This window comes from Nitrosospira sp. Nsp14 (genome assembly GCF_900113575.1).
In the GTDB taxonomy this organism is placed as follows: domain Bacteria; phylum Pseudomonadota; class Gammaproteobacteria; order Burkholderiales; family Nitrosomonadaceae; genus Nitrosospira.
Genome location: NZ_FOPV01000004.1, coordinates 60330 through 84139, shown reverse-complemented (window position 1 = coordinate 84139; position 23810 = coordinate 60330). Strand labels below are relative to the sequence as shown.

At 54.0% G+C, this 23810-nt stretch carries 24 protein-coding genes; 9 read left to right on the top strand and 15 right to left on the bottom strand.

Annotated features, from left to right (window positions below; all coding sequences use genetic code 11):
* Positions 1 to 88: 88 nt before the first annotated feature.
* Complete coding sequence (locus BM022_RS03830) at positions 89 to 1096, top strand: SGNH/GDSL hydrolase family protein (protein WP_091137027.1); 1008 nt, start codon at positions 89 to 91, stop codon at positions 1094 to 1096.
* A complete protein-coding gene (locus BM022_RS03825) occupies positions 1096 to 1419 on the top strand; it encodes a DUF1840 domain-containing protein (RefSeq protein WP_091137026.1) in 324 nt (107 codons plus the stop codon). The genes BM022_RS03830 and BM022_RS03825 overlap by 1 nt, the downstream gene beginning before the upstream one ends.
* Before the next feature lie 169 nt (positions 1420 to 1588).
* Here the strand turns inward: BM022_RS03825 and BM022_RS03820 are convergent, their stop codons facing one another.
* The 4 genes from BM022_RS03820 to BM022_RS03805 form a co-directional block, all read right to left on the bottom strand.
* Positions 1589 to 3520 (bottom strand): TonB-dependent receptor domain-containing protein, encoded by a 1932-nt coding sequence (locus tag BM022_RS03820; RefSeq protein ID WP_177191617.1) that lies wholly within the window; start codon positions 3518 to 3520, stop codon positions 1589 to 1591.
* A gap of 254 nt (positions 3521 to 3774) precedes the next feature.
* Positions 3775 to 4422 (bottom strand): PEP-CTERM sorting domain-containing protein, encoded by a 648-nt coding sequence (locus tag BM022_RS15895; protein ID WP_091137023.1) that lies wholly within the window; start codon positions 4420 to 4422, stop codon positions 3775 to 3777.
* Positions 4423 to 4497: 75 nt separating this feature from the next.
* Positions 4498 to 5295, bottom strand: a complete 798-nt coding sequence (locus BM022_RS03810; protein ID WP_091137021.1) for a PEP-CTERM sorting domain-containing protein — start codon at positions 5293 to 5295, stop codon at positions 4498 to 4500.
* 479 nt (positions 5296 to 5774) lie between these two features.
* Entirely contained in the window at positions 5775 to 7853 is a 2079-nt protein-coding gene (locus tag BM022_RS03805) for an ATP-binding response regulator (RefSeq protein ID WP_091137019.1), read from the bottom strand.
* Between the two features lie 198 nt (positions 7854 to 8051).
* Here BM022_RS03805 and BM022_RS03800 point away from each other — a divergent pair, with 198 nt between their 5' ends.
* The 5 genes from BM022_RS03800 to BM022_RS03785 all read left to right on the top strand — a co-directional run bounded on the left by BM022_RS03800 (position 8052) and on the right by BM022_RS03785 (position 11235).
* Positions 8052 to 9068, top strand: coding sequence for a sulfate ABC transporter substrate-binding protein (locus BM022_RS03800; RefSeq protein WP_091137017.1), 1017 nt, complete (start codon positions 8052 to 8054; stop codon positions 9066 to 9068).
* A 273-nt stretch (positions 9069 to 9341) separates the two neighbouring features.
* Complete coding sequence (locus BM022_RS03795) at positions 9342 to 9938, top strand: BON domain-containing protein (RefSeq protein WP_091137015.1); 597 nt, start codon at positions 9342 to 9344, stop codon at positions 9936 to 9938.
* A 48-nt stretch (positions 9939 to 9986) separates the two neighbouring features.
* Positions 9987 to 10190, top strand: a complete 204-nt coding sequence (locus BM022_RS03790) for a CsbD family protein (RefSeq protein ID WP_091137013.1) — start codon at positions 9987 to 9989, stop codon at positions 10188 to 10190.
* An 81-nt stretch (positions 10191 to 10271) separates the two neighbouring features.
* Positions 10272 to 10583 carry a lmo0937 family membrane protein gene (locus tag BM022_RS16340; protein WP_371264290.1) on the top strand — a complete coding sequence of 104 codons (312 nt, stop codon included), beginning with the start codon at positions 10272 to 10274 and terminating at the stop codon, positions 10581 to 10583.
* Between the two features lie 232 nt (positions 10584 to 10815).
* Entirely contained in the window at positions 10816 to 11235 is a 420-nt protein-coding gene (locus tag BM022_RS03785; protein WP_091137012.1) for a CBS domain-containing protein, read from the top strand.
* 62 nt (positions 11236 to 11297) lie between these two features.
* Here the strand turns inward: BM022_RS03785 and guaA are convergent, their stop codons facing one another.
* The 4 genes from guaA to BM022_RS03765 all read right to left on the bottom strand — a co-directional run bounded on the left by guaA (position 11298) and on the right by BM022_RS03765 (position 15521).
* A complete protein-coding gene (gene guaA, locus BM022_RS03780; RefSeq protein WP_091137010.1) occupies positions 11298 to 12860 on the bottom strand; it encodes a glutamine-hydrolyzing GMP synthase in 1563 nt (520 codons plus the stop codon).
* 162 nt (positions 12861 to 13022) lie between these two features.
* Positions 13023 to 14483 carry an IMP dehydrogenase gene (guaB, locus tag BM022_RS03775; RefSeq protein WP_091137008.1) on the bottom strand — a complete coding sequence of 487 codons (1461 nt, stop codon included), beginning with the start codon at positions 14481 to 14483 and terminating at the stop codon, positions 13023 to 13025.
* A gap of 305 nt (positions 14484 to 14788) precedes the next feature.
* Positions 14789 to 15097 (bottom strand): RnfH family protein, encoded by a 309-nt coding sequence (locus BM022_RS03770; protein WP_091137007.1) that lies wholly within the window; start codon positions 15095 to 15097, stop codon positions 14789 to 14791.
* Complete coding sequence (locus BM022_RS03765) at positions 15084 to 15521, bottom strand: type II toxin-antitoxin system RatA family toxin (protein WP_091137005.1); 438 nt, start codon at positions 15519 to 15521, stop codon at positions 15084 to 15086. Before BM022_RS03765 ends, BM022_RS03770 begins: the two co-directional genes overlap by 14 nt.
* 361 nt (positions 15522 to 15882) lie before the next feature.
* On the opposite strand from BM022_RS03765, the gene smpB reads away from it, so the two are divergent.
* Together smpB and BM022_RS03755 are read left to right on the top strand one after the other, a co-directional pair.
* On the top strand, positions 15883 to 16326 hold the full coding sequence (gene smpB / locus BM022_RS03760; protein WP_091137004.1) for an SsrA-binding protein SmpB: 444 nt from the start codon (positions 15883 to 15885) through the stop codon (positions 16324 to 16326).
* Between the two features lie 67 nt (positions 16327 to 16393).
* Positions 16394 to 17419: a COX15/CtaA family protein gene (locus BM022_RS03755; RefSeq protein ID WP_091137002.1), complete on the top strand. Its 1026-nt coding sequence runs from the start codon at positions 16394 to 16396 to the stop codon at positions 17417 to 17419.
* Positions 17420 to 17705: 286 nt separating this feature from the next.
* Here BM022_RS03755 and ccmI read toward each other — a convergent pair whose 3' ends face one another.
* From ccmI to ccmC, 7 genes are all read right to left on the bottom strand, one after another.
* On the bottom strand, positions 17706 to 19034 hold the full coding sequence (gene ccmI / locus BM022_RS03750; RefSeq protein WP_091137001.1) for a c-type cytochrome biogenesis protein CcmI: 1329 nt from the start codon (positions 19032 to 19034) through the stop codon (positions 17706 to 17708).
* Positions 19031 to 19522 (bottom strand): cytochrome c-type biogenesis protein, encoded by a 492-nt coding sequence (locus BM022_RS03745; protein ID WP_091137207.1) that lies wholly within the window; start codon positions 19520 to 19522, stop codon positions 19031 to 19033. The genes ccmI and BM022_RS03745 overlap by 4 nt, the downstream gene beginning before the upstream one ends.
* Before the next feature lie 56 nt (positions 19523 to 19578).
* The gene (locus BM022_RS03740; protein ID WP_091136999.1) at positions 19579 to 20109 is read right to left on the bottom strand and encodes a DsbE family thiol:disulfide interchange protein; all 531 of its coding nucleotides are present in this window, start codon (positions 20107 to 20109) and stop codon (positions 19579 to 19581) included.
* Positions 20106 to 22145 carry a heme lyase CcmF/NrfE family subunit gene (locus tag BM022_RS03735; RefSeq protein ID WP_091136998.1) on the bottom strand — a complete coding sequence of 680 codons (2040 nt, stop codon included), beginning with the start codon at positions 22143 to 22145 and terminating at the stop codon, positions 20106 to 20108. Before BM022_RS03735 ends, BM022_RS03740 begins: the two co-directional genes overlap by 4 nt.
* A gap of 113 nt (positions 22146 to 22258) precedes the next feature.
* A complete protein-coding gene (ccmE, locus tag BM022_RS03730) occupies positions 22259 to 22708 on the bottom strand; it encodes a cytochrome c maturation protein CcmE (protein ID WP_091136996.1) in 450 nt (149 codons plus the stop codon).
* Positions 22695 to 22886 carry a heme exporter protein CcmD gene (gene ccmD, locus BM022_RS03725; RefSeq protein WP_256208896.1) on the bottom strand — a complete coding sequence of 64 codons (192 nt, stop codon included), beginning with the start codon at positions 22884 to 22886 and terminating at the stop codon, positions 22695 to 22697. Before ccmD ends, ccmE begins: the two co-directional genes overlap by 14 nt.
* Positions 22886 to 23626 (bottom strand): heme ABC transporter permease CcmC, encoded by a 741-nt coding sequence (gene ccmC, locus BM022_RS03720; protein ID WP_091136993.1) that lies wholly within the window; start codon positions 23624 to 23626, stop codon positions 22886 to 22888. Before ccmC ends, ccmD begins: the two co-directional genes overlap by 1 nt.
* Positions 23627 to 23810 lie beyond the last annotated feature (184 nt).

Sequence of the window (23810 nt, the reverse complement as noted above, 5' to 3'; positions counted from 1 at the left end):
ACTTACGGGAATGAGATATGCAGCACGTCGCACCTTGGCTGATTGGTTACACCGGCGGTCCCAATAACATCAAGAATGGAGGCATATCATGAACGTTCGGATGACCTTGGTCGCGGTTTCCGTGTGGCTACTTTCAGGCGCCAATACCTGGGCCGCGCCGTTTACCAGCCTATACGCGTTCGGAGACAGTTTGAGCGACGCGGGCGACAGCCCTTCGGCTGTGACGAGCCTGTACAAGATACTCGGAAATAATTGTGATCCCTTTCATTTTTGCCCCCCCTATGATGACGGACGGATATCCAACGGCCCGGTTGCTTCAGAACAACTGGCGGCAATTCTTTTTCCCGCAGGAGTCACGAGCACGAATTTCCGCAGCTATGCGGTGGCAGGGGCGGGTAGCGGGGGAGAGAACGGCGGCTTCAATCCCGGCGGCGTGATTGAACTCCCGGGCATGAAACAGGAACTGGAGATGTATACCCGCGACTCGTCGGGCAAAGCCGATCCGAATGCCTTGTATTTCATTTGGGGCGGGGCGAACGACTATTTGACGAGCGATTCTCCGGTTGCCGCAGCGCAAAACATCGGGGGATATGTGAGCGCGCTCGCTGCAGCAGGTGCTCAGCATTTTCTCGTGCCCAATCTGCCTGACCTGAGCCTTACTCCATTTATCGCAGGAGAGAGCGATGCGGTGCGGGCCGAGGCTCGGGCTTTTTCTATAGTTTTTAACAATGAGTTAGCCACTCAACTGAATACCATAAGCTCAAGCGTTCCCGAAGCAGATATTTTTCGCTTTGATACCTTCTCTTTTTTAAGCAGCGTTGTGGCAAATCCCGCCGCTTATGGATTTGTCAATCCGCAAGATGAGTGTTTATCGTCGCTATCCATTCCCTGCGGGAATCCTAATGCTCATCTTTACTGGGATGACTTCCATCCGACTACCCGAGCGCACGGCATTCTTGCTTCAGAGTTCGCTGCGGCCGTGCCTGAACCTGAAATTGCGGCGATGCTGATGATGGGGTTGGCTCTCATGGGTGTTGCAGCACACACGCGCCGCAGGTTTGAGCATGATTCCTTGGGGAGACGGGGAGCCGCCTGATGCTGGTAGCGTTCAAAACCGATGCGTACGCCGACATCATCATGTTTGGCGACGTGGCCCAGCAGCTGCTTAAGATGACGGGCCACAGTGGTACGGTGCCCAGCGCGATTCAGGCAGATGATGTGCCAGCGGCACTGGAACGCTTAAAGCGCTCGCTTGAGGTTGGAAAAATATCCGGCGCCGCGCAGTCCGGAGGCGATACCGCAGCCCAAGGTCGGGATAACGATAACGAGGTAAGCTTGGCTTACCGGGCCCTACCACTGATCGAGTTGCTTACCGCAGCGGCGAAGAAGCATCGTGATGTGATGTGGGATAAGCTGTAGGGTCCGTAAGCTCCCGGAGTAGGGGGGTCAGTAATCGCGACGTTATGTGAAGCAGCGAACGGATGAATTTCGCCCGAAGGGTACAATCACCGTGGGTGTCCAAATCGCCCCCCTCGTCGAAAGACGACACCCGCGGGTCCGGCAGCGACATGTATCGCGCCGGACTTCTTCACATATTCAGTACTATTCTGAACCAGAATGCACGTCCCGGTTCATTCAGACGTCCAAAATTAACGAATCCGGGCGGCACATCCCCTATCCGTCGGCTTAGGTGTTCGTAATAGGTCAGATCGAAAATATTGTCTATACCCAGACTCAACTGGGTCTGCTTGACCGGCTTCCATGTCATGGACATGTTGGCGGTGGCAAAGCCGGGTGTGGGATCAGGGTTGTCAATACCCAGGGAGTTGCCATAGCCGGGATCGATGCGTGTCTGTGCGGCTACCGCGCGTCCTGCAAAAGTCGCGGCAAAGGTTCCTTGCTCGTATATTACACCGAACCGGCCGTCCAGCGGTGGCGTTTGGGCAAGCGGTACCGAACCGCTCCCATGTCCAGTCAGATTCTGGGCTCTAATCCACGCCATGCTGCCGAACAATCTCCAGAAAGGCGTGAGCTGCTTGGTGAAATCGAGTTCAACGCCGACACGATGTACGTCTACGTTCTCCGAACGAATCCCCTGATAGATCAGTATGTAGTCGTCGATGCGGCTAAAAAACGAGGTAATGGATCCTTGCCACGTCTGCCGGGTCACCGTCAAACCGATATTCGCTTCCCGGTTCTTTTCCTTTTTCAGATCGAACCCGGCGAAGCTCGCACGTTCGATGTTACTGGCCGGGCGCTCGCCATTAGCAAAGGCTACAAATGCCATCCCTGCGGGAAAAACCTCTTTTTCCAGGCGCACAAAAGCGCTATTGGCGATATCGTCGCGCGAGCCATTGGAAGTCGGGAAGATGGTGCTGCCGAGGAAGTCGCGGAGTTCTCCGGCACGGGTATGAAAATAATCGCGGCGATATCCAAATTTAAGGGTCGTTTCGGGGTCATACAGATGTGTTACCTCTGAGAATACTGAATTATTGACGGTATGGAGGTCATAAAAGCGGGAGAAGACATTATTGGTTGTGCAGGGAGGGATCTGACCATAATTGCAGAAGGTTCCCGCTGTGCTATTGTTGCCTACAAATTTTTCGTCCCTATGCTCATAGCCGATGACCGCCTCTGTCGTATCTGTCAAATCGAATGTCGCGGCGACTCGGGCTGATCGCCCCCGGTAGATTTGCATCAACGACCTGCGACTGGTATTTGTAATTAATGGCCCGGGCGGGTCGGGATTCAGAATTTGGACCGTGACGGGCCTGAGGGTAAAATTGTCCATGTGGTGGTCGAGGTTCCGGTCGTAAAACTGTGCCTCCAGCTTCCGGAACTTGCTTGTGATATCTTTTATCACGAAGCGGGACCCCAGTATTTCCCGCTTGAACTGAATCCCATCTCCCATTAGCGAAAAGGCCGGGAAAGCGACTTGCGCGTCACCCTGCTCCGCGCTGAATTCAGCACTGATATTTTTGGTTGGCGTAAACGTAGCGATTACCCGTCCTGAGTCCCGTTTGAAAAAAGAGAAGAATTCCTGGCCTGAACCGTCCTTATAGTTATCGCCCCGCGTAAAGTTCACGACTCCCCGTAACTGAGCCAGGGGGCTTCCTACCGTTGCATCGGCTGTCAAATCGCGACGCCCGAAACTTCCCAGGCCGCCAACCAGCCGGGCTTGCGCGCCGGGTTTCTCGAACTTTTTCGGGGTTTCGTTAAAAATCACGAGACCACCCATACTGGAGCCGTAGAGTACGCTGTTTGGCCCCTTTACCACAGTCACGTGATCGTGGGCATCCGGCTGGATATAGGATGTGGCGGGATCGGTTCCGTGATTAGCCCCGGATACTTCCAGGCTATCGTTCATAACGATGCCAAGGCGGGGTCCACCTAGTCCACGCAGATAAATGGTTCCGGCGGTACCGCCAATTTTGGCCGCCGAGAATTCGGGTTTCTGGCGGAGATACTCAGCCGCATCGCTCGAGGGACGGGGGTTCCACTTGAGCGATTCGCTTTCCACCAGCGGTTCCTTTACCCGAGTGGCAGATACATTTACCTCACGCAGAGTTTCTTGCCCGGCAGCCGAACCGCTTAATAGGGCGAGCGCTATGCAAGAATGTATAAGTGGATGTCGAGAGGTGGGAGCGCACAAGGGACGTGTGGACGGAAAATCGCGAACCTGCATATCAGGTGGTTTGAGGCGGCTGCCTTGATGAATGACGCGAGAGAGCCCCCCTTACCGCCGGGAGGGGCTCTCGTGCCGGAGGGAAGAGCTTACGCCGATAAGTTCTTGCGAGCGCGGCGCTTAGCCATTGCGCCGATGAGGCCCAGACCGGCAAGCAGCATTGCATAGGTTTCCGGTTCGGGAACAGCGGTCACAGACAGGGCTATTGTATCGCGATAGGGATCACCCATACTGGCCATGGGCGTTTCATGCCACATGGACGTATTCAGGTTGACGTAGATATTGTTCGCATCGAAAGTCACCTGCGATGGCGTAAATCCCTCTATCAGGTTGCCATATGTTGAGGGCGTGTAAGCGGTATTCGTGACCGAGGCGCCGAGAAAGTCTGGCAGCTGGTTGGCGGTGTCGGAAATCTTGAATCCTAGAAACGCAGGAGTGCCCGCATTCATGAAATCGTCACCCTTGTTCCAGGTGAGCGTGACCTTATCGCCCATGGTGTCGATTTTCCAGCCCGAAAGGTTCGCTACCTCTACACCCGTGGCGCTGCCGGTGGCGTCGGCGTGGGAAAGCGAATAAAAGCTGTCGGGACCGCCGCTTGAAACGCCATAATCGATCGCAAAATTCTTGCCGTCAAAAACGTTAACCTGCGCATGAGCCGAAGGTACTGTTGCGAACGTCAGGCTCAATGCCAAGGAACCGAGCGCAGCAAGTCCGAGCGTTCTATCGTATCTAGTCATGGTAACTCTCTCCTTGAAATAAATTCCCGATCTTCGATCATCGGGAAGAAAACAAAATGCCCTATCGTCTAAGCGTTAAATTGCGGTTGTCAATTTGCGCCGCCGGATGACAGCGCCCATCAGGCCTAGGCCCGCTATCAGCATAGCATAGGTCTCCGGCTCCGGTACGACGCCCGCCACCAGGGTTGCAGTGACCCCGTACTTGCTCAGGAGATTGGGGTTCGAGAGTTCCTGAGCGGAATAATCAGAACCACCCATGAATACCGAATAGTCCCCGGCTGCAAGGTTAGTGAAAGTGTGGGAAACCTTGCCGTCGGCGACGCCATCTGAACCGGAGCCTGTGCCGTCATAGGCGTGACCGATATACTTGAAAAAGCTCAGCGCGGCCGGTACGCCGTTGACGGCGTCGGGCTCATTTCCGATCTTCCAGTCGTTAAGCGCCCTGAATGCACCTTCGGTATTAGCGGGGCGGTGTGCCTTCGAGATATCGGAAGAGTCGTAATCGGCTCCCATCGGAGCCAAATGCGCAAGCCCTTGATAAAGAGAAAACCCGGGCATCAGCCCCAGTATGGACGTGGAAACGTTTCCGCTGTGGTCCGTCACTTGAGATGTTGCTTGATGAAACGTGAGTGTTACATTAGTCGGGTTTAGCAGCGTAAATCGGTAGGCCAGTGTTTTGTGAGCGTCACCATAGTCGGCGTCCGTGCCGTCTATCCAGCCGTAATTGCCGGTAACCCCTTGCCCGGATAAGGTAGATGTTGCAGACGCATCGCTGAATGTTCCGAAGTTGCGCCCGCTATAGCCCACGTGGGCCATCACGGGCAATGAAGTCATACCAGCGAGAAGCAATGCATATCTTAAAGTTTTTTTCATGCTGTTCGTTAAACTCCCGTCGATTGGAATTAAATAGGAAATAACACCGTCGCATAGATGATATTGAGCGACTCGTAAGGCCGACGGAGAGTATTCATGAATCATGGTAATTGATCAATGCGGCATATTGCCGCATGCGACAATTTGTCGCATGTGACAGATTGTCGCAGTTTCACACGATAAAAAATGACACATAAGTAACATGGCAGAAGTGTCAGGGTTGAGCGAAAGGTAACAAGAGGGCACATGGCCGGGCAACATGCGCGCCCTGTGATCTGGCGACAGCTGGATTGTTAGATTTCGAGATGGACTTAGACGGAATATGTTCTGATGGTTGGTGCCGGATCAGCTGCGACATGTGACACAAGTGACACAAAGTGACTTGTGCCGGTTTTCTGAAGGGCACGGCTTGCGGATTGGAGCCGGCAAGTGGTTACTGGGCTATTACTGTGCAGTTCCGGTTTTGGTTGGGGACCAGGTTAATCCTGAGTTTTTGTAGCCTCCACCAGCTGATTGATGGCAATGATCAGCTCATGCGAATCAACCGGCTTGCATAGGTGTTTTTGATATCCGGCACTTATGGCCTTTGCCATATCATCAGCGCGCGCGAATGCAGTAAGGGCGACGGCGGGAGTGCTGCCCCCATTCTCCGGGGATAGCTTTCTTACCTCGCTGATGAACTCATAACCATCCTGGTCGGGCATGCTGACGTCGCTTATTATCACGTCCGGTTTTTCCCTCTTCAGAAGCTCCAGTCCTTCCCTCGCCGTGGCCGCCGTAATCACCCTGGCCTTGCAGTAGGTCAGTATCCTGCCGATCAGTTCCCGTGCGTCCGCCTCGTCGTCGATCACAAGAACTTTTTTGCCTGATAACTCGGTTTTTTTGTCACTGCCCAATTCTTTCAACCGAGGTATAGGGTCGTTTCTTGCATCGTCGCTAATAACGAGCGGAAGATTGACGATAAAGGAAGATCCCTTGCCGACGCCTGAACTTTCCGCTCGAACTGTTCCACCGTGCAGTTCCACCAGCTGCTTGACAATGGCGAGCCCCAGGCCAAGCCCGCCATACTGTCGAGTAAGCGAGGCGTCTCCCTGTCTGAAGCGATCGAAGACATAAGGTATGAATTCCGGCGAGATGCCCAGGCCCGAGTCGTTAATCCTGATTTCCAGCATGGGGCCCGACCAACCCACGAGGACGGTGATTTTTCCCCCTTTGGGAGTAAATTTTATCGAGTTTGAAAGCAGGTTCCAGAACACCTGCTGGAGCCTGTTCGGGTCACCTGTTATCGTTCCGACGTGTGGAGCGATGGTCTTTTGCAGGCTTACACCTTTTGCCTGCGCCGTCGGCCTGACCGACTCCACTGCCGTATCCACCAGGCTGGCAACATCAAGTTGCTGCATATCAAGCCTGACTTTTCCAGAAATAATGCTGCTCATCTCCAATAGATCTTCGATGAGCTTGTTCTGAGAACGGGCATTGCGCTCGATGGTTTCGAGCCCGCGGCGGACGTCGTCCTCTTTCATGCTCCCGCTCAGGATGAGTTGCGACCAACCCAGAATCGCATTCAGCGGGGTACGCAATTCATGTGAGAGGGTGGCCAGAAACTCGTCCTTAAGCTGACTGGCGCGCTCAGCCTCGTTTTTGGCAATACGTTCTTTCTCAAGAAGTTGCTGTTTCTCCGCGTCCGCCAAAGCTAATGCTTCGCTCAGCTTCTCCAGTTCATTACTTGTTGCTTTGCCATAGCGACTCGGGAGAATCCCCCGGGTGACGCCTGCTACTTGACTGCCAAGTTCAGCCAGAGGCTGCAGGATGCCCAGTCGGGTGTAGAATATGATGCCCATGGTCGCAAGCAGCGCGATAAAGATGAGGATCATCTCGGTCATGATCTGTTGCTCAAGCCGCGCCAGCCCTGAATCGGCCTGAGTCTGCATTCGTCCGCTAAATAAATCCATAAACTGTTGCACGGGTTCGATAACCCCTGCCTTCTCGGCAAGGTACTCGCTGCCAAACATTATCTCGATTGCAAGGTCCCGGTCGGGTTTTCCCCGCACGGTAAAATTGCCCGCACTGTCTTCATACAACCCTTCGAACGCTGCAAAGGCGCGCTTTTCCAGGTTTACCAATTCATCTGACCTCCGCAGGGCTTCCTCCAGCAAAGCAAATTCCTCATCTTTCAGCCGCGCGCGACGAAACAGCTCCAGCAGGGAGACAGCCGGCCCGTGCTGGACGGCATTCAGTTTCCCGGCCGCCATCAGATGCCAGTACGCGGGAGAGTAATTCAGCGGTCGCGGTCGTATGCCAGCGCGAATTTCAAGTATTTCCATGAAATAACGCTTATAGATGCGATCGCCTGTCGTGACGTAGGTTCGCGCCATGCGGGTCAGATCATTCGAGCTATGCAGCATCTCTTCAGCCACCAGCAGCGCTTCGAAACGATGGCGCGCGCTTTGATAGATATCTTCGCGGATGCTCAAGGAGTGAAATACAAGCATGCCGATACTGGTCAACAGCAATATGAGGGCAATAGTGGAAAAATTAGTGACCTTTTTTATGTTCACAGCGCGCTTCCTCGATTTGCTATTCCATTAACAGGTGGCTATTAAATTTTATACGCCGCCCCTGCGTAAGCGCCATGTATTTCTAACTGCCGAGCTGGGTTGCGGGCGAACGTGATTTCTTCATTTTTACGCAATACCGATGAAATAATCGAGTGTTAAATTGTGCTCCTGTCTTTGTCAGAGTTGGAGGACATACACATGCATTCATATCGCTTACGTCTTGCTGTTGCAGTTATCGTTATGCTGCTCAGTCTGGGTGGCGCTGTTGCTGCGTTGCACAGTCTCTCCGAAGGCAGCAATTCGGACCCTACGTCCAAAATGTTTCAAGACTTGAATGACGCGTTCGAACGACACTGGCGGGCACGCACGGGTGTCGACGTTACCGTCAAGCAAGCTAAAATGACATCCGGTGTGCCCGTGCGGGTGTCCGTCGATGGGCTAAAAGTGGTTGCGCTCGCTGTGTCGTACGATGCTGAGGCACTTCAGGCAAGCACTAGGTTCACATTACCTCACTGGCAGAATCTCCTTCCACACAATACCCCCTTTACGTCTACTATCGTGTTCCTGGTGCGTAAAGGGAATCCCAAGAATTTGCGGGACTGGAGTGATCTCACGCTTCCCGGCGTCGAGGTGGTTACGGCGAATCCGAAGATGTCGGATGGTGCTCGCTGGAGTTATATGGCTGCATGGGGTTATGCCCTCAAGCGGTCCGGTGGCAGCCAAAGCCACGCATATGAATTCGTCAGGAAACTGCTTGCTAATGCCAACGTGCTCAATTCCGACACCCATGAGTCGCTTTCGTCCTTCGTCACACGTGATGCGGGCGATGTACTACTGGCATGGGAATATGAGGCTCATCAAGTAGTTCATGCAAAGGGCGGAGATAAATTCGAGGTGGTTGTTCCCTCGATGTCGATTCTGGCCGAACCGACGATTAGCGTGGTGAACGGCATGCTTGAAAAGCCCGGGACGCGGGAGGTGGCCAAGGCATATATAGACTACCTCTACAGCACCAAGGCTCAAGACATCGCGGGAAGACATTATTACCGTCCCCGTGATGAAAAAATGGCTGCCAAGTACGCGGGGCAATTTCCGCCGATAGAGTTGTACACGATTGATGAAATCTCCGGGGGCTGGAAGGCAGCGCAAGCCACCCATTTTGATGATGGCGGCATTGTCGATCAGATACAGGTAAATCGAATCTCGAATCTCTAATAATCGTTTGTAATACTCGCGGCGCAGATCGGGCTAAAGTTTCGGGCCCGTTCCGCGCCGTTGTCATTTGAGGACGGCCGATTTGCGAACGGCATCGTCCAATCCAGCCCATTCCCATTTATGTGCGCCAGCGCACTGAGCCATTGCGCAAGAAGAGGGATTATTGTAACCGTAGGCAGTCGATGTGGAGCAGAGCATGAATACGCCTTTAGCTGCGTGCCATTGGCAACTCCATTGGCAACTCTTATTCAATCTACTCTGGAGAAAAAAAGCATGAATATTCAAAATAAATCACTCGTTGTGGCCATAACGCTCGCCAGTGCGCTGTCTCTCGCGGCTTGCGGTAAATCCGAGGAAAAGGCGCGGGCACCGGGGGAGGCCCCTCAGGCCGGAGCCCCTGAGGCCAAAACCACGGTAGGGACGACAATCGACGATAGCGCTATCACGACAAAAGTGAAGTCCGCGCTGCTTGCCGACGCGGAAGTCAAAGGTCTGGATATAAAGGTCGAGACGAATAAAGGTGAGGTTCAACTAAGCGGTTTTGTTGACACTCAGGCTCAAATTGACCGCGCCGTTTCCGTAGCTAAGGGAGTAGAGGGCGTCAAGAACGTGGATAACAAAATGAGTCTAAAAACCCCGACCACGGTAGGCGAGAAAATAGATGACGGAATCATTACGACCAAGGTAAAAGGTGCACTAGTTGCCGAGTCGAATGTCGATAGCGGCGATATTGCGGTTGTCACTCGCGATGGCGTAGTCCAACTCAGCGGCTTCGTAAAGGATCAGGCGCAGATTGACCGCGCAGTACAGGTCGCACGAAGCGCCGAAGGGGTCAAGGATGTCATGAATGAACTGAGCGTGAAGAAATAATACAAATAGTTCCGTTACTTACTTGTTCAATCTATAAGGAGTATGCAAATGAACTGGGATCAGATAGAAGGAAACTGGAAGCAATTCAAGGGAAAAGTGAAAGAGCAGTGGGGCAAGCTTACCGACGATCATCTTGACACCATTGCAGGCCGGCGGGATCAGCTTGCGGGCCAGATCCAGGAGCAATACGGCATTACTAAAGAAGAAGCGGAGGAGCAGATCAGCAACTGGGAGAGAAACCAGAGAGGATGATGTATATCCTTTTACCTAGGTAAGCGGGGCTAAGCCGCGCAATGCGGCCCCCTTCCGACCCAGGCAGAACCGGGGATAAGAATGCGAGGCAGCGCGCCTCGAAACCCTCCACTCAGAAGACGTATCAGCCAGGAGAGAGAACGACCAGCAAAAGCAGCTCATGGTGTCCAGTATAACGCTACCCGTGATGGAGCATTTGCGGGAAATGTGTATGTTCAGACCTGCCATAGAGAGAGGAATATCATGCTTTATACAATTGCTGTTATCTTAATCGTCTTATGGCTATTGGGGCTGGTAAGTTCCTACACCATAGGTGGCTTCATACATGTGCTTTTGGTCATTGCCATCGTGATGGTCCTGCTTCGAATCATTAGCGGGCGTAGGCCGCTATAGCCTGCGGGGGAATCAGTCAGGCGCGAACCCCCGGTAGCGAATAAAGATTCCACGATGCTAGCCCCCAGGCGTAATAGATTCCTTGCGGGCTAGCATCGAATTCATTTCAAGACAGCATCATTTTCATCTCGCCGGTCCGGCGTTCTGTGATTTTCCCGCAATCTCTCACACGACATACAGAATTCGTTTGCAGCTTGTCCAATCCGGATATTTTATTTACAAGGAGATTAGCATGCAAAAAATCAGCGAAGTAATGAGTTCGGATGTGCAGACAATCAGCCCCGACGCTACGATTGAAGAAGCGGCACAGGAGATGCGAGATGGCGATTTCGGACTGGTGCCGGTGGCGGAAGATGAAGAGTTGCTGGGAGTAATAACCGATCGCGACATAGCAATCAGGGCGGTGGCAGAAGGTAGGGATCCAAGCACCCTGGTCCGGGAAATCATGTCAGAAGAGGTAGTATGGGCGAGCGAGGACGATTCCGTAGAAGATGCGGCCAGGATCATGAGCGATCATCAAATCCGTCGATTGCCTGTTGTAGATGCGGAGCAGCGTCTGGTAGGAATTGTATCGCTAGGCGATTTTGCAGTGGACAGTGCGGATATTCAGCTCGTCGTCGAGGCGCTCTCTGACATTTCAAGACCATCCTGAGCAAGTGCTCATGAAAAGCATCCCGGGTTGGGATGCCTTTTTATCCTTATCTCCTGATGCTTTCACTCCCACTCGATGGTAGCGGGGGGTTTTCCGGAAATGTCATACACTACGCGGTTGATACCGCGCACCTCATTGACGATGCGGTTGGAGATTTTTGCCAGCAGGGTGAAGGGAAGTTCGGCCCAATGAGCTGTCATGAAATCCTCAGTTTGAACCGCCCTCAATGCTACGACGTATTCGTATGTACGTCCATCACCCATCACGCCGACGGATTTCACTGGTAGAAAGACGGTAAAAGCCTGCGACGTTTTTTCGTACCAGCCCGAGATACGCAACTCCTCAATAAAGATCGCGTCGGCCCGGCGCAGCAGTTCAGCGTATTCGTACTTCACCTCGCCGAGAATTCGGACGCCTAGACCGGGGCCGGGGAAAGGGTGCCGGAAAACCATGTCGTGCGGCAAACCTAATGCCAGCCCGAGTTCGCGCACTTCGTCCTTGAACAATTCACGCAAGGGCTCCAGGAGCTTCAGATGCAACGTATCCGGCAGGCCGCCGACGTTGTGGTGCGATTTGATGGTATGCGCTTTTTTTGTTTTACCGCAAGCCGACTCTATTACATCGGGGTAGATAGTTCCCTGCGCCAGCCAGCGCGCTCTTGAGATTTTGGCGGCCTCGCGCTGAAATACCTCGACAAATTCCCGTCCGATGATTCGGCGCTTTGTTTCGGGGTCGGTGACACCTTGCAAGTGTTTGAGGAACTCTGCACTTGCATCGATGTGAAGGATTTTCACACCCAGATTACGGCTGAAGGTTTCCATCACCTGTTTTGCCTCATTCAGCCGCAGAAGGCCGTTGTCCACAAATACACAGGTGAGCTGCTGGCCGATGGCACGATGAATAAGCGCCGCGGCTACGGACGAATCGACGCCGCCTGACAGCCCAAGAATGACTTCGTCCGTGCCTACTTCAGAACGGATTCTCCCGACCGCTTCTTCCAGGTAATCGGGCATGTTCCAATCATAACCGGCGCTACAGATCTCGTGCACGAAGCGCTCGATAATCGCCTTGCCTTGCAGCGTGTGGGTAACTTCGGGGTGAAATTGCATGCCGTAGAATTTACGCTCCTTATCCACAATGGCAGCGAACGGCGTAGAGGCATTGCTTGCCATGACTTCGAAGCCGGCGGGCAGGGCCGTTACATTATCGCCATGGCTCATCCATACATCGAGGACCTGGTTTCTTTCCGTATCGATACGGTCGCGAATATCCCGCAACAAATCTACTTCACCTCGTGCCCATACTTCGGCATAGCCGAACTCCCGCACGGTTGCGTTCTCCACTGCGCCGCCCAACTGGGCGGCCATGGTCTGCATTCCGTAGCAAATGCCCAATACGGGGACCCCGAGCTCGAATACATTTTGTGGAGCCCGCGGCGTTTCATCCTCTGCTACGGACGCTGGCCCGCCGGAAAGAATGATGCCTTTGGGCGCGAACTCTTTGACGAACTGGGGGCTAATATCATACGGATGAATCTCGCAGTACACATAGGTTTCCCGCACGCGGCGGGCTATTAATTGGGTGTACTGGGAGCCGAAGTCGAGGATGAGTATTTTTTGGTGCATGTTTCAGATACCAGGAATTATTATTGCGTGGCAGCGGCAAGCGCGAGCGTGGGTTGAGACCCCGCTGTTCTGCCAGCAACGAGAACAATCCGCAGCTTGGATAGGACGGACAGGGGCGGATCCAGGAGAGCCTTATCATCGCCATGAGCTCCAGCGATGCGTCTATTCCACGTGATAATTGGGCGCTTCCTTGGTTATCTGCACGTTATGCACATGGGATTCGCGAATTCCCGCGGATGTGATTTCGATAAACTCCGCTTTGGCGTGCATCTCTTCGATCGTTGCGCAGCCGAGATAACCCATGCCTGAGCGCACGCCGCCAATGAGCTGATGGATGACCGCGATTGCACTGCCCTTGAACGGAACGCGGCCCTCTACACCTTCCGGTACCAGCTTCTTTGCATCCTGCTCCGCCTGCTGGAAGTAACGGTCGCTCGAACCTTGCTGCATCGCTGAAAGGGAACCCATGCCGCGATAGATCTTATAGGAACGGCCCTGGAAAAGCTCGATTTCACCGGGCGACTCCTCTGTTCCAGCAAACAACCCACCCAACATCACCGAACTGGCCCCAGCAGCGATCGCCTTGGCAATATCCCCGGAATAGCGGATGCCCCCGTCGGCGATCAAAGGTACTCCCGTATTCTCCAGCGCATCGGATACATTTTTAATAGCCGTAATTTGAGGGACCCCAACTCCTGCAACAATTCGTGTCGTGCAGATGGAGCCGGGGCCTATCCCGACCTTTACCGCGTCCGCGCCCTGGTCTGCCATAGCCTTGGCCGCTGCGGCGGTGGCTATATTTCCTCCAATCACCTGGATACCGGGGAACCGTTTCTTCACCCAGTTGATACTGTCCAGCACGCTCTGCGAGTGGCCATGCGCGGTATCCACCACAATTACGTCCACCCCCGCTTCGGCTAAGGCCTCAGCCCGTTCGTGGCTACCTTCACCGACGCCCATCGCTGCGCCCACCCGCAATCGCCCCAGATCGTCCTTGCACGCGCTGGGGTGTTCAGATGTTTTGATAATATCCTTTACCGTAATCAGGCCTCGCAACTCGAAGTCGCTATTCACCACCAGTACACGCTCCAGGCGATGTTTGTGCAATAGTCCCATCGCTTCCTCGCGTGTAGCACCTTCATTGACGGTAACCAAACGGTCTTTCAGCGTCATGATATTCTTGATCGGCTGATCCAGATTGGTTTCGAAACGAAGGTCCCGATTGGTGACGATGCCGACGACTTTTGCGCCTTCGACCACCGGCAGGCCGGATATTTTGTACTTGCGGATGAGGCTGAGGACATCCCGCACCGTCATGTCGGGAGGAATAGTGATGGGGTCTTTAACCACACCGCTTTCGAAACGCTTAACGTTGGCTACATGGGCGGCTTGGGCTTCCACCGGCATGTTTTTGTGAATAATGCCGATGCCGCCTTCTTGTGCAAGCGCAATGGCGAGGCGGGCTTCGGTGACCGTATCCATGGCCGCCGACACCAGCGGAATGTTGAGAGAGATGCTGCGGGTGAGTCGCGTGGACAAACTAACATTGCGCGGCAGTACCACGGAGTGGGCGGGAAGCAGCAACACGTCGTCAAAGGTTAAAGCTTTCTCAACCATTCGCATGATATCGATCCTTAACAAAGCCGCATTATAGCCAAACGCGGGACTTACGGGGAGTCTGTGAACAAGGCCACCACCGAGCGCTTTGCTGGCAAAAGCAGATGATCATAAGGCGCTCTTCGTCTTGCCCAGGTCTTAGCCTGTGTACATGGGACCACGGAGCGCACAGATGTTACCGCTGGATCTTGCGTCGCTAGCGACGTACTTTGCGCGCATCGTCGGGTGCTCATGCTCTGGGAAAGGGATCAGCTATGGGTCAGACCATCACGTCTTCGCCTTTTGCCTATCCCATCTCGCGACTCGCGAGATCAGCGCTTTTGCGTATTCCGGAATTTTTCCGCCCGTCGCCGCCGACTCTCCTTAGGATCGTTAATCAAGGGCCGATATATTTCGACGCGGTCGAGATCCCGCAAGACTGTATCCCGATTGACGACCTTGCCAAATATCCCCAGTTTGTTGACTGAATGGTCGATCTCGGGAAACAGGCTCCTTATTCCGGAAAGCTCTACGGCTTGCTCCGCCGTGGTTTGAGGGCCAACCCGTAAGCGCTTGAGCACCTGGCGCTGCGGTAACGCATAGACCACCTCGATGTCGATTCCTTGCTCATGAGTTTCCATAAACTTCTTCGGCGCGTTGAATGAAGGCTTCCACGAAGCTGTTGGCGATCATGAAAAATACTGGCCCTACCAGCTTTTCCAGAAAAATGTGCGCAAAGGTGTAATGCAGCCGAAACTCTATTTTGCATGCGTTTTCGGCTAACGGTATGAAGCGCCAGTGGCCATCCAGATTTTGAAAGGGTCCATTGAGCAGCGTCATTTCGATCAGTTCCGGCTTTTTTCGAACGTTTTCGGTGGTAAAGCTGTGCTTGATATGGTGATAGTCGATCACGATTGTGGCATGCGTCACAATCTCGTTCTGCGCAACGACTGATGAGCCGCCGCACCATGGCAAAAACTTGGGATAGTCTTCGACTTTGTCCACCAGCGCAAACATCCGGCTCGCGGAATATCCGATCAGAACCGATTTTTCGATGTCAGCCATAAGATTAACTGCCCCGACCGGACGAGGCAGTAATGAAAGTTGTTAAAATACACGAAACCCGCATGGAACTCACCCTTTTTCTCCCCTTGAGACCTCCCTGGACAAGTTGCGCGGGCGCGGCGACTTGCGGGACGGAATGCGCGAAATGCCATAATGGGAATGGCTGATGCTGCGTCAGCCTTGCGGACCCAGACCCGAAACGTCGCTCCGATGCGGTTATGGTAAAATGTCACGCTTGCTGAGTCGCGCTGCCCTGGCATCATAGACTTGGTTACGAACGGCACCGCGGGGCCCCCCTTGTATTTCAATCCCTATTTTAGCAGTAAAGTGTTATGCGAGGACCTGTTCGGGAGTGCCTTAAATGAGTATTGTTCAGAACAAGAAGGCCTTTCACGACTACTTCATCGAGGAGAAATACGAGGCGGGCGTGACGCTCGAAGGCTGGGAAGTGAAGGCGATTCGCGCCGGTAGAGTGCAGTTAAAGGAAGCTTACGTCATCATTCGTAAAAGTGAGTTGTTTCTGATCGGCTGCCATATCAGCCCTTTATTGACCGCTTCTTCGCATATCGTGCCGGACCCGGTTCGCACGCGCAAATTGCTGTTGCATGCGGAGGAAATAAAGTGTCTGATCGGTAAGGTGGAACGCGCGGGATACACGCTGGTTCCCCTGGATATGCATTATAAGGCCGGCAAAATCAAGCTTGAAATCGGCTTGGCCAAAGGTAAGAAGCAGCACGACAAGCGCGAGTCGGAGAAACAGAAAGAATGGGCGCGCGATAAGCAACGTTTAATGAGAGGAAAATAACAGGTCGGCGACCTGCGAGAAATCATGCTGTTTTTTGGTTCAGGTAATTCGTTAACCCAACCCCATCATGCATAAATCCATTGCCGCCTGGTTATTAGGCTGCTGTGCCCTGGTGTTTGCCATGGTGGTTGTCGGCGGCGTTACCCGGTTGACCGATTCCGGGCTCTCTATCGTCGAATGGCAACCACTGGTCGGCACCATTCCTCCGCTTGGCCAGAACGATTGGGAAGAGCTTTTTGAAAAGTATCACCAGACGCCACAGTATCAAAAAGTAAATGTTGGCATGAGTCTGGACGAATTCAAAGGTATCTTCTGGTGGGAGTATTTCCATCGCCTGTTGGGGCGTGTTATCGGATTAGCATTTTTTGTCCCTTTCCTTTACTTTATTATCAGAAAGGCAATCGATGGGCCTCTTGGTCTTAAGCTTGCCGGAATCTTTTTGCTGGGCGGTCTGCAGGGTGCGATGGGATGGTATATGGTCAAGAGCGGTCTGGTGGACAATCCCCACGTGAGTCAGTATCGGCTTACCGCCCATTTGGGACTCGCTTTCGTGATCTATGCCGCCATGTTCTGGGTCGCGCTGGGGTTGTTGCAGCCCGCCGGTGCAACCGGCGCGGCGCTTTCAAACAGCAGGTTGAGAGGTTTGCGCCAGTTTTCCATCGCGCTGACCGTGCTCATATTCGTCATGGTCCTGTCAGGAGGATTCGTTGCCGGCATTCGGGCCGGGCTGGCCTACAATACTTTTCCGCTAATGAACGGTCATTTTGTTCCGCCGGAAATCTTCATGCTGGAGCCGTGGTATCGGAATTTCTTCGATAACATGGCGACGGTTCAATTTGACCACCGTATGATCGCTTGGATACTCGCTATTCTGATTCCGATTTTCTGGCTCAAATCCAGAAGCGTACCGCTTTCCGGATCGGCACGCCTTGCATGCACCCTGTTACTGGTCATGCTGGCAGTGCAGATAAGTCTGGGCATTTCCACCCTGTTGCTGGTGGTGCCGCTACCGCTGGCGGCGGCGCACCAGGCTGGTGCGCTGCTGCTGTTCACCGCAGCGCTCTGGGTTAATCACCAGTTGCGCGCTCAATAATCCGCAGGTTAAATCCTGAGGCTGCTTGGGTGCCGGATCGCAGCGTCGCACACCATTGTTGCCCCGCGCAGGATCCGTTCAGCCAGGGGCTACGCACGAATGACTTGAGGACGGGTTTGCTACAAGCCGGGAAACTGCGATCCTGATAGGGTTGAGATACGGGTTGGGCTACGCTAACCAGGGCGGTCCAACCATGCGTCGAGATTCTTCAGGAGAGGAGGTGCCCGATCAGGGGGACGTCTGAACAAGTCCTCCATGAGAGCTTGTTCAGAGATTCTTGCGGTATCTAGGGCAGTTGTTGATCAATGACGACGTCGATATTCTTGTCGCCGACCCTGGTTGGTTGGCTGAGCCCCTGCAGGTCACCGCTTTGAGGCATCGGGGAGCCCGATTTCGAGATTCTGGCGCCTACCACCACTTCATCGGGAAAAGTCGACAGCTGCACGCCGGACCTCGCCATTGAGTCATTCAGCGTAAAGCTTGCAGGCAAATCCTTGACTTGCAGACGCAGCGTTGCCAATGGCGCCCGCGGACCAGCCTTGGCGCGCGCAAAAATATAAACGCTGTCGTTGGCAGAGGTTTTTGTGGCCATGGCGGGGCTCAACGCGACCTTGCCGGAAAGTGTGCCTGATGTGGCCGTCGCCGCCCCCGCACCGGCGGCTCCCGCCGGCTTGTTCTCTGCGGGAGGAGGAGTCTGACTACCGGGCTGTTCCATTGCTCTTGCAATCATGCCGCCTTTGCCGCCTGAGGCAAGCGATTTCGCCTCATCGATACTGGCCTTGACCGATTGCGTCAATTCGGCTTCGGAGGGCGGAATAAGCGCGAGCAGTTTTTCCCAGGACGCGGCAGCCTCCTTGTATTTTTTCTGCTCAAATTCAGCCGTACCCGCAAGCGCAAGCGCCTTCGGATTTCTTGCATCCAGGCGCAGGGCTTTCTTGATCAGCTCATAGGGCTCTCCCACAAGGCTGCCGTCGTGCGTCATCGCTACAATATCGGCATAGTCGGTGAGTACTTCAGGGTTGTCCGGCGACAAGGCCAGCACTTTTTCATACGCCTCTTTTGCCTCGTTGAAACGCTGCATCATGGCATAGGTGCGTCCCAGCATGAGCCAGCCTTCGATATCATCAGGCTGATCCCTGAGCCGGGCGATAAGGTTTTCAAGTACGGACGAAAAATCAGGATGACCGCCTTCTGCTGATCCTGCTGACGACATGGCGGGATGTTCCGTCGCCTGGGGTTGCGGCAACAATGCTTTGGTATTGCCAAGCCAAAGATAGAGTGAAACGGCCAGTAATGGCACGGCCAGGGTCGTCAGCGTTATGGTGGCAACATTTCGATTACCGCTCATAAGCGTGGCTGCCATGGTTTCTCCCTGAGGAATATCCTCCAGCATCCGTTGCTGCAACTCCCGTTTGCTTTGCTCGTATTGCTCCAGTGTGAGGATGTCACTGCGCAAATCGCTATCTAGTTCAGCCAGCTGATCGCGATAGACATCTATATTGGTCGCGTCGCGAGCCACGCCGCCGTCGCGATTCCTTTTGCTCCACAATGTAGGGAGGACGAACATTAAAGCGCCGACGATAAATACGCCGGCAACTACCCAGAATGATGTCATGCGTTGTTACCCTTGCGTTCCTTCAGCAGGTCTTCAGTGTGTTTGAGTTCCTGGTCGGATAGCTGTGGTTCCTGGATCTGCTTGCGGCGCTGCTTGAGATAAACGAGCAGTGCGATGGCGCCGCCCAGAAGAAAAATGAAAGGTCCAAACCATAGGAGTAAGGTTGTGGATTTAACCGGCGGACGATAAAGCACGAAATCTCCATACCGCGCGACGAGAAAATCAACAATCTCCTTGTCCGATTTCTTGGCCTGCATTTGTTCCCGAATTTCCCGCCGAAGATCGTTGGCAAAATCCGCGCGCGAAGCCGCGATCGTTTCGTTCTGGCACACGAGGCAACGCAAATCCTCGGACAAAGTAGTCATGCGTTTCTCGATCTCCGGGTCCTCAGCTACGGGTGCGGCCTCCTTGGCCCAGACCGGAGTCAGCGCAAGGAGGAATGCGAGCAGAAATGCAAATCCCGTTGCGCCGAAGAACGCCTTCGTCATGCTGTCACCCTTATGAGTGCCGTCATCTTTGAGTGATGGAAATAAAAGCCTCAGACTCATCCCTGTAATTCCAATTCCTTAACCAGCGGCAGGATTTTTGTTTGCAGCGCTTCCACTGTCACAGGTCCTATTTGCTTGTACCGGATAACACCTTTCTTATCGATAACGTAAGTTTCAGGAACGCCGTACACGCCATAATCTATCCCCGTCCTGCCTTCCGGATCAACGATGCTGACAGTGTAAGGATCTCCAAACTGTTTTAGCCATCTCAGTGCATCATCGCGCTGATCCTTATAGTTGAGACCATAAACAGGAACGATGCCGGACTTTGCCAGCTCAACCAGGAGGGGGTGCTCCTCCCGGCACGAGACGCACCAGGAGGCCCACACGTTCAACAGCCATACTTTGCCGAGATTATCCTTGGATGTCAGCGTTTGCTCCGCCTGGTGCAATTGCTGCAACTGGAATTCAGGGGCAGGTTTCCCGATCAGAGGCGAGGGCACCTGCCGGGGATTGAGATTCAATCCCACGAGTAAAAACCCTACCAGCACTACAAAAATTCCCAGCGGCAGCAAGAAACGCGTCATGCCTTTTTGCTCCTTGCGATGAGGGGCGCCGCTGGGGCTTTCTTGCCGACCTTGCCGGGTTTGGCTGAAACGTTCTCGTCATCGGCCAACTCGCGTTCTTTGCCTGCCGAGAGACGATAACGACGATCAGTAATGGCAAGACCCCCGCCCAATGCCATTAACATACACCCGAACCATATCCAGTCAACGAAAGGCTTATGGTAAACACGCACGATCCATGCCCCATTCTCCAGCGGCTCGCCCAGGGCGACGTAGAGATCGCGAAAAATACCGGTATCGATTGCCGCTTCGGTCATTGCCATTCCAGAGGCGTTATAAACGCGTTTCTCGGGTTCGAGCACCCGCATTTTTTCACCGTTACGCAACACGTCCACGTTACCGATATCCGCCACGTAGTTCGGTCCGGGTCCCTTCTTCACGCCGTTGAAACGGAATGTGTAGCCGCCCACTTCGACCGTATCGCCAATGTCCATGCGTACGTCTTTTTCGGTCTCATAACCGCCGACCAGTGCGACACCGATAATGAACACCGCGATCCCCAGGTGGGCGGCATGCATGCCGTAATAGCTGCGCGATTGCGCCGCAAGTTTTGCGAACAGCCCTTGCTTGCCGCTGCTGCGAAGGCGATGGATCAGACTGGCGACGACGCTGGCAATGACCCAGAACGCCATCAGTAAACCGAAGCTGACGAATGGTTTCCATTCACCCATGAAGAACGGGACTACCAGGGCGGTGATGACGCTGACGCCGAAGGCCCAGCGCAAGCGCACCGCGAGTTCAGGCAGACTTGCCTGTTTCCAGCGCGCGAGCGGGCCAAGTCCTATCAGGAAGATTGCCGGTGTCATCAAGGGTACGAATACGGCCTGGAAGTAGGGCGCGCCTACCGATAGCTTGCCCAGTTCAAGCGAATCCATGATTAACGGATAAAGCGTGCCCAACAGAATGCTTCCGGCAGCGACCATCAATAAAAGATTGTTGGCAAGCAGCATCGACTCTCTCGATACCACCTCAAATTTGCCGCCTAACCCGATTTTCGGCGCGCGCAAGGCAAACAGCAGGAGGGAGCCGCCGGTAATGATGACCAGGAAAGCCAGGATGAAAATGCCGCGCTTGGGATCGGTTGCAAATGCGTGTACCGAGGTCAGCACACCGGAGCGCACCAGGAAGGTCCCAAGCAGGCTCAGGGAAAATGCGCAGATCGCCAGCAGCACGGTCCAGCTCTTGAAACCACCGCGTTTTTCCGTTACTGCAAGCGAGTGTATCAGGGCGGTGCCTACCAGCCAGGGCATAAAAGACGCGTTTTCAACCGGATCCCAAAACCACCAGCCGCCCCACCCGAGCTCATAATAAGCCCACCAGCTTCCCATCATGATGCCGATCGTGAGGAACATCCAGGCGATCGTAGTCCACGGGCGCGACCACCGTGCCCAGGTTGCGTCCAACTGGCCGCTGAGTAGCGCAGCAATGGCAAAAGCAAATGCGACCGAAAAGCCCACATAACCCATATACAGCATGGGCGGGTGAAAAACCATTCCCGGATCCTGCAGCAAGGGGTTGAGGTCGCTGCCCTCCGCCGCTCCGGGCAGCATGCGGTCGAAGGGGTTGGAAGTGAACAGCATGAATAGCAGAAAGCCGACGCTCACCAGCCCCATGACGCCCAGGACTCGGGCCACCATATCATTGGGAAGATGGCGGCTGAAAACGCTTACCGCGACCGACCAGGACGCCAGCATGAAAGTCCACAGCAGTAGGGAACCTTCATGCGACCCCCACGTGGCGGCAAAGCGATACTCCAGGGGCAATTTGGAATTCGAGTTTTGCGCTACATTGATTACCGAGAAATCGCTGGTAACAAACGAGTAGGCAAGACAGAAGAATGCGATGACGATAAACACAAACTGTCCCTGCACGACCGGGCGGGCGAGGGCAATCCATGAGGGGATGCCACGGGCTGCGCCGATGATGGGCAGGGTACCTTGTATAAGCGCCAGCAGCAAGGCGAGGATCAAAGCAAAATTACCAAGTTCTGGAATCATGGTGATTAAAGCCTATGGATGATGAAATGAAATGGGCTGACTGCTGGCTGCCATAGTAGGGCGGTTCGGGTATTGAAGACGTTCTCCTGAACTCCAGGCCGGCAGTATTGACGCTATTGCACCAGTACGGTTTGGCGCGCCTTATCCGCTTGATTCAGGGCGTCGGCCGCTTCCGGGGGCATATAATTCTCGTCGTGTTTGGCAAGTACCTCGTCGGCGCGGAAGATGCCATCATTCGACAGCTTGCCCTGGGCCACGACTCCTTTGCCTTCCTTGAACAGGTCAGGAAGAATCCCCGTATATACAACCGGGATGACCTTTGCGGTATCGGTCACAACGAAATTTACCGTGACGCCATCGGTCTGGCGCTTGACGCTGCCTTCTTCCACCAAGCCGCCGATCCGGAAGCTCTTGCCCAGGGGCGCTTCCTTATTGGCTACCTGGGTGGGGCTGAAGAAAAATACCAGGTTGCTCTGGAATGCGTTCAATACGAGTATGGAAGCGACGCCCAGCGCAGTCACGCTCGAAGCGATAATGGCCAATTTTTTATTACGCGGTTTCATTTCTCTTCTCTTGTTTGTTTGACTGATGAATGAGACTGAGATGTTTAAGCAAAGTTCGCTTGCGGTTAAAAACCAGAACCAGCTCGCCGGCAATGCAAATCAGCGTAACCAGATAAGAGCCCCATACGTAGAACCCGTAGCCACCCATGTCCAGGAATTGCGATACGCTGGTCCACATCAGCTTTTTGCTCCTTGTAGCTCTCCTACCCAGGAGGTATGGCGCTCCCGCTCCAGAATTATGGCTCTCGTACGTATCAAGATGACCGCAATTGCATACATCCAGCATGCAATTGACATGATCAGCATGCCGGTGAGCATGGTGGTGGCCATTTTCGGCGATTGCGTGAGACTGACCGTGGCGCCCTGATGAAGCGTGTTCCACCACTTTACCGAGAAGTAGATAATGGGTGCGTTTACGACCCCCACCAGCGCAATCATCGCCCCCGCCTTATCGGCGCGGCGCGGATCGTCGATTGCCGCCTGCAGCGACATGAAGCCGATATAGAGAAACAGAAGAATCAACTCGGATGTGAGTCGCGCATCCCATACCCACCAGGTTCCCCACATGGGCTTGCCCCAAAGCGCCCCTGTCCATAACGCCAAGAACGTGAACATCGCGCCGGTGGGGGCGATGGCCGTCGCGACCATGGAGGAAAGGCGGGTATTGAACGCCAGGCCGATACCAGCCCATACCGCCATTACGACATAGAGAAACATGGACATCCACGCGGCCGGCACATGGATGAAAATGATGCGATAAGCCTCGCCTTGCTGAAAATCGGTGGGAGCGACAAAAAAACCAATATAAAGCCCGACCACGCAGAACAGGACAGCAGCGACAGAAAACAGCGGAATCATTTTGCCGGCGAGAAAGTAGAAGCTTGCCGGGGAAGAATACTTGAACCAGTTAATCGCCATATCTAAATACTGAGTTCCTTGTGAGGTTTTGCGCCCCAAGCGCGCGTAACCTCAAATTTTAACCTAAAAACCTCAAATTCAGAATTGGTTTCTTTCGAAGCTCCGCGTGGCTGCGACATGAGAATCGCGGTTACGGCCTGTGGCCACTCCCTGCGCGCTGGCATGCGACGAGAACCAGCAGACG